Annotated in this window: 8 protein-coding genes; 3 read left to right on the forward strand and 5 right to left on the reverse strand. The window is 61.8% G+C overall.

The window, feature by feature from the left end; genetic code table 11:
• From ABNU55_RS15490 to ABNU55_RS15505, 4 genes are all read right to left on the reverse strand, one after another.
• Positions 1 to 332: YegP family protein (locus ABNU55_RS15490; RefSeq protein ID WP_348764576.1), on the reverse strand; the 332-nt coding region annotated here is incomplete at its 3' end.
• 73 nt (positions 333 to 405) lie between these two features.
• A complete protein-coding gene (locus ABNU55_RS15495) occupies positions 406 to 564 on the reverse strand; it encodes a hypothetical protein (protein WP_290750822.1) in 159 nt (52 codons plus the stop codon).
• Entirely contained in the window at positions 557 to 1,597 is a 1,041-nt protein-coding gene (gene cydB / locus ABNU55_RS15500; protein ID WP_290750819.1) for a cytochrome d ubiquinol oxidase subunit II, read from the reverse strand. The genes ABNU55_RS15495 and cydB overlap by 8 nt, the downstream gene beginning before the upstream one ends.
• Before the next feature lie 18 nt (positions 1,598 to 1,615).
• Positions 1,616 to 3,034, reverse strand: coding sequence for a cytochrome ubiquinol oxidase subunit I (locus ABNU55_RS15505; protein ID WP_290750817.1), 1,419 nt, complete (start codon positions 3,032 to 3,034; stop codon positions 1,616 to 1,618).
• A gap of 133 nt (positions 3,035 to 3,167) precedes the next feature.
• Here ABNU55_RS15505 and ABNU55_RS15510 point away from each other — a divergent pair, with 133 nt between their 5' ends.
• Together ABNU55_RS15510 and ABNU55_RS15515 are read left to right on the forward strand one after the other, a co-directional pair.
• Positions 3,168 to 3,971, forward strand: a complete 804-nt coding sequence (locus ABNU55_RS15510) for a hypothetical protein (protein ID WP_290750814.1) — start codon at positions 3,168 to 3,170, stop codon at positions 3,969 to 3,971.
• On the forward strand, positions 3,971 to 4,588 hold the full coding sequence (locus ABNU55_RS15515; RefSeq protein ID WP_290750811.1) for an HAD family hydrolase: 618 nt from the start codon (positions 3,971 to 3,973) through the stop codon (positions 4,586 to 4,588). Before ABNU55_RS15510 ends, ABNU55_RS15515 begins: the two co-directional genes overlap by 1 nt.
• A gap of 21 nt (positions 4,589 to 4,609) precedes the next feature.
• Here the strand turns inward: ABNU55_RS15515 and ABNU55_RS15520 are convergent, their stop codons facing one another.
• Positions 4,610 to 5,101: an MgtC/SapB family protein gene (locus ABNU55_RS15520; RefSeq protein ID WP_290750808.1), complete on the reverse strand. Its 492-nt coding sequence runs from the start codon at positions 5,099 to 5,101 to the stop codon at positions 4,610 to 4,612.
• 142 nt (positions 5,102 to 5,243) lie between these two features.
• Here ABNU55_RS15520 and ABNU55_RS15525 point away from each other — a divergent pair.
• The coding region (locus ABNU55_RS15525) for an asparagine synthase-related protein (RefSeq protein ID WP_348764577.1) at positions 5,244 to 5,590 on the forward strand (347 nt) is incomplete at its 3' end.

Genomic DNA, 5,590 nt, shown 5'->3' on the forward strand with positions numbered 1-5,590 from the left:
TCCGTCAGGTCTTCGACACGCGCGCCCGGCGCATTTGTCTTGACCGACTCGATACCGTTATCGCGCCCGGAGGTGCTCTCATAGCTTTGAGAGGTGCCGATGACCTGGCCGTTGGAGGCTTTCAGGTTGAACATGTATTTGCCCGCGGCCGTCTCTTTCTTCTCGTAGCGCTCTTCCTTCGGGGCGTTTTCCTTGACCGACTCGATGCCATTCTCGGCGCTTGCCTTGGCGGTGTAGCCTTCGCTGGCCAGGATATTCTCGCCATTGCCGGCTTTCAGCCGGAAGCGGAATTCGCCTGCAGTGTCCTTGTAGAGTTCGAATTTGGCAGCCATGGCCGGTCCCTTTCCAGTTGAATCAGGCTTCACTCTGCCCGCCTGACACGAGGCGTCAACCATGCAGGCCGGCTCAGCCCATCAGGAGCAGGCCGCGCAGTAGATAGGCTGTGGCCGCCACGACAATGACGCTGGCAAAGGCGATCGCCCCGAACCAGACGAGCCGCTTCCAGAGCGGCCCCGTCGAGGTACCGGTTTCATCTGGGCCCTGGGGCCGGATGAGATCAGTCATGATAGGCCTCTTCCGGGTCGACCTTCCCCCAGAACAGCGAATAGACATAGCCGGTATAGATCAGGATCACCGGCAGCATGATCGCCGCGCCCACGAACATGAGCATCAGCGCATTGTCGCGCGCGGCCGCTTGCCAGATGTCGATTTCGAACGGCACGATATTGGGAAACAGGCTGACGGCGAGGCCAAGATAACCCGACAGGAAGATCCCCGCCGAGAGGACATAGGGCCGCCAGTCCGGAGCCGAGACCCGCCCGGACAGGTCGCGCCAGACCAGCGCCGTCAGGACAAGGCCGATCAGCGGAATGGGGGCGAGCGGCAGGATCTTGCCAACCTCTATCTGAGACATGGAGAAGCCCCAGCGTTCGGTCACGCGCGGATCGATGGAGAGGGTGGCGAGGCTGACGGCGGCAAAGCAGAGCGCGACGCCCGCGAGTGCCAGAAGCGCCCGCTTGCGCGCCCGGCGCTGAACCTCGCCTTCGGTCTTCAGCACCAGCCAGCAGGCGCCGAGCAGGACATACCCGATGGCGACCGAAACCGCGACGAGCAGGGAGAATGGCGTCAGCCAGTCAAAAGCCCCTCCGGCGAAGCTGCGGCCCTCAATCGTGACCCCCTGAATGAAGCCGCCAAGGATCAGTCCCTGGGACAGGGCGGCAGTGAGCGAGCCATAGAAGAAGGCGCCATTCCAGAACAGCCGGGTCGGTTTGCGGACCGCCTTGTGGCGAAACTCAAAGGCGACACCGCGGAAGATGAGCGCGGCGAGCATCAGAAGCACAGGCAGGTAGAAGGCCGGCATCAGGATGGCATAGGCGAGCGGGAAGGCCGCAAAGAGGCCGCCGCCGCCAAGGATCAGCCATGTCTCATTGCCGTCCCAGACCGGCTCGATGGTCGCCGTCATCAGGTTTCGTTCGTCATCATTCTTGGCAAAACCGGTCAGAATGCCGATGCCAAGGTCCATGCCGTCGAGCAGGACATAGAGCATGACGGCGGTGGCAATCAGCACACCCCAGATAAGCGGAAGATCGAAGTCCATATCCTCTGCCCTTTCCTTTTACTCTGCCGGTTTGCGGTTGCGCGAACCGCCTTCGGCAGGCTCATCGACAGCGCCGAGCGACCAGCCCGGAGCACGATGTTCGCGCTCTGGCGGCTCTGGCGCGTCATCCTCGAAGCCGCGCGTGGCGATCCGGGCCATGTAGACCGTGCCTGCCGTGAAGATAATCGCATAGACGATCATGAAGATCAGCAGCGAGGTCGCCACCTGCCCGGTCGAGACCGGCGCGACGCTGTCCTCGGTGCGCAGCTGACCATAGACCGTGTAGGGCTGGCGCCCGACCTCGGCGACCACCCAGCCGGAGATGACGGAGATAAAGCCGAGCGCCCCGCTGGGCACAGCCAGCCAGTGAAAGAGCCCCGGCTTGTCGATTTTCTTGCGCCACCAGAGCAGACAGCCCCAGATGCCCAGGGCGAGCATGATCATGCCGGCGCCCACCATGATACGGAAAGACCAGAAAACGATGGCGACGGGCGGACGGTCTTCTGCGTCGAAAGCCTTGAGGCCTTTCAGGTCCCCCTTCTCGCCGGGGAAGAGATAAGGGCTTGTGCCGGGGATGGCGATTTCGGCGATGTTGCGCTCATTTTCCTCATCGGGAAGCGCAAACAGGATTGTGGGCTGGATCCTATCCGTCTCCCACCAGCCCTCGACCGCTGCGATCTTTGCCGGCTGATATTCATGGGCGACTTCGCCCGACCAGTGGCCGGCCATGATCTGCAGCGGCATCAGGACGGCGAGCGTGCCCGCCGCCATGCGGATCTGCCAGCGTGTGGGTTCCTGGTCATGATGGCGAACGACCTGCCAGGCACCGGCGGCCAGGATCACGGCCGCGGTGGTAATGAAAGCGGCCAGCATCATGTGGACATAGCGCGACGGGAAGCTTGGATTGAAAACCACTTCCCAGAAATTCGTCGCATAGAAATTGCCGGTTTCCGGATCGATGGCAAAACCGGCGGGCGTCTGCATCCAGCTATTTGCCGACAGGATCCAGAAGGCAGAAATCGTCGTGCCGATGGCGACCGCGCAGGTCGCGATAAAGTGCAGCTTGTTGCCGACGCGCTTCCAGCCAAAGAGCATGACACCGAGGAAGGTCGCTTCAAGGAAGAAAGCGGTCAGCACCTCATAGCCAAGGAGCGGGCCGATCACGCTGCCGGCCTTGTCAGAGAAGACCGACCAGTTGGTCCCGAACTGGTAGGACATGACCACGCCCGAAACGACGCCCATCGCAAAAGCGAGCGCGAATATCTTGATCCAGTGAAGATAGAGGCGTTTGAAAACGTCCCGCTTGGTCCACAACCACAGCCCCTCACAAACCGCCAGGAAGGCCGCGAGGCCAATGGTGAAGGCCGGAAACATGATGTGGAAGGCGACAACGAAGGCAAACTGCAGGCGAGACAGGATAAGGGCGTCTAGTTCCATGAGGGCACTCCTTGGCACTGCATAGCCACCTCACCATAGGCCGACACGTCTTTCATGAACAGGTCTCCATCCTGTCGCGCGTCAGGATGGCGCGGGGGTGACGGGACAGAAGATATGGTCCAAGAGACGTTTCATGCCGGATCAGCGCACCCCGTCCGCCGGGACCCAGAAGAAAAAGAAAGAGCCGCTTCATGAGCGGCTCAATATCTATCAATGGTCGGTCATTGCCATTGCGCTCTGGCTGATATTCGGGCTCGTTCCCATCGTCATGATGCAGCTGCTCCAGCTGGAAGACCTCGCTGCGACGCGCGTCTCGCAATTTGGCGCGATGTTCGGCGCCGCGAGCGCGTTCTTCTCGGGATTTGCCCTTATCGGCATCATGCTGACCAATAGCGCGCAGAAAAAAGCGCTGGAGCTCCAGAAGCAGGAACTTGAAGAGGTCGCCGATAATCAGCGCAAGGCCCTGAACCTCCAGATCATCCTCGCTTTCATGGACGACATTGCCGCCGATGAATTCCGTCAGGCGTCCGGCGTATTGTTCGAATATGAACGCGCCGGCAAGCTGGCGCGGTATGGAGAGCTCCGTCACAAGCCGGACAGGGGGGCGCAGGCGGAAGCCGAATACCAGCGCCTCGATTCAGCCCGGCGCCGTTTCGTCCATGTCTTCCACAAGATGAAGCGCCTGCACGATGGCGGGGCGGTGGACCTCTTCACTGTGCGCACCGTATTCTCGCCAGACCTTGTCTGGACGCTGCTTCTGATCGATGAGCCGATGGAAGAAGCGATCCGCGCAAACTATAACCACGATACCTTTGTCTTCTTCCAGGGCCTGTATGAGCCCGAAGACATACTGGGCCAGTGGCCAAGAACGCCCGGCAACCCCCTGCCGGCCCGACTGAAAGGATCGGCCTTCGATCCACACCACGCAGAGACCTGATGACACAGACACGCTACAAACTCATCGCCTGGGACTTTGACGGCGTCCTGAATTCCAATGTCGAGAATGGCGTCTTCAAATGGATGACAACGTTCGAGCAGGATACCGGCCTGCCCATCGACTCGCTGGCGACGTATCTCTTCTCCGGCCGCTTCCAGAAGGCCATGGTCGGGGAAGCCGACCTGCATGAACTGGTGGGCGACTGGGCCGCCGGACATGGCGTGCCGCACCGCGCCGGTGAGGTGATCGATTACTGGTTCGACAAGGACCACATCCCCGACAGGCAGACCCTCGATATCGTGCAGCGGGCGCGCCGCGCCGGCATCACCAATGTCATCGCGACGAATAATGAGGTCTACCGCGCCGACTGGATCGAGGAGATGGGCTTTGGCGAGCACATGCATACGGTCTTCGCCGCAGGCCGTATGCGCCTTGCCAAGCCGGACCTCGCCTATTTTGCCCATATAGAGGACGCGCTGGGCCATGGCGGCCGCGATGTCATCCTGGTCGACGACATGGAAGAGAATGTCGAGGCGGCGCGCCAGCATGGCTGGGACGCGTTTCACTTCGTGCCCGGCTGCCATGACGCGCTGATCAGACAGCTCGGCCTTGGGTGAGCGCGCGGCTCAACCCGGCCGTCAGCTTTCATCGTCATCGGTGACCGGCAGGTAGCGCTCGACCCATTTGAACAGGACCATGATGACCAGCGCCAGCAGGGTCACGAGCGCGGCAATGCCGATGAAGCCTGCCCCGCAGGCAAGCCCGATGGCACCTGCGAGCCACATACCTGCGCCCGTCGTCAGCCCCTCAAGCCGGCCGCTATGGCGGATGATGGCGCCCGCTGCGATGAAGGCGACCCCGGCAGTGACGGCCTCGACGATGCGCAACGGGTCGGGCCGGATGCTGGATTGATCCTCGGCCGTCTCCACCAGGAAGCTGACCTCCAGCGCAATGATGGTGAAGAGGCAGGCGGCGAGCGAGACCAGCATGAAGGTGCGAAGGCCCGCCGGCCGGTCGCGGATTTCCCGCTCCAGCCCCAAGAGGGCACCAAACAGACAGGCCAGCCCGATGCGCAGGAGCAGCTGCAGCGTTCCGATTTCGGTGCCGAAGAATGCGTCGAGTGCGTCCATGGCAATAAAAACGTGGGGGCGCGTTGCCCTGTTCCCACCGGGCGCTGACAGCCCGCCCCTGACATTCCGCGCGCGATCGACTATGTAGCGCGCTTCACAATGACTGTTTCTGCTGCGGGCCTTGAACCCGCTGGAGGATGAGATGACTGACCTTATGAGCGCCCCAGCGGGCGAGCTCAATTCGCTTGGCTTTGCAAAGCCCCCATCTGAAACCCGTGTCGTGGCCGCCATGTCGGGCGGGGTCGACAGCTCTGTCGTCGCCGCCATGCTGGCCGATGAGGGCTATGACGTGGTCGGGATCACGCTGCAGCTCTATGATCACGGCGCCGCCATCGAGAAGAAGGGCGCCTGCTGCGCGGGCCAGGACATCCATGATGCGCGCAATGTCGCCGATCAGGTGGGCATCCCGCACTATGTCCTCGACTATGAGAGCCGCTTCAAGGAACAGGTGATGGAGGATTTTGCCGACACCTATATGGCCGGCTCCAC

Origin of the sequence: uncultured Henriciella sp. (genome assembly GCF_964005855.1) — a bacterium.
Classification (GTDB): domain Bacteria; phylum Pseudomonadota; class Alphaproteobacteria; order Caulobacterales; family Hyphomonadaceae; genus Henriciella.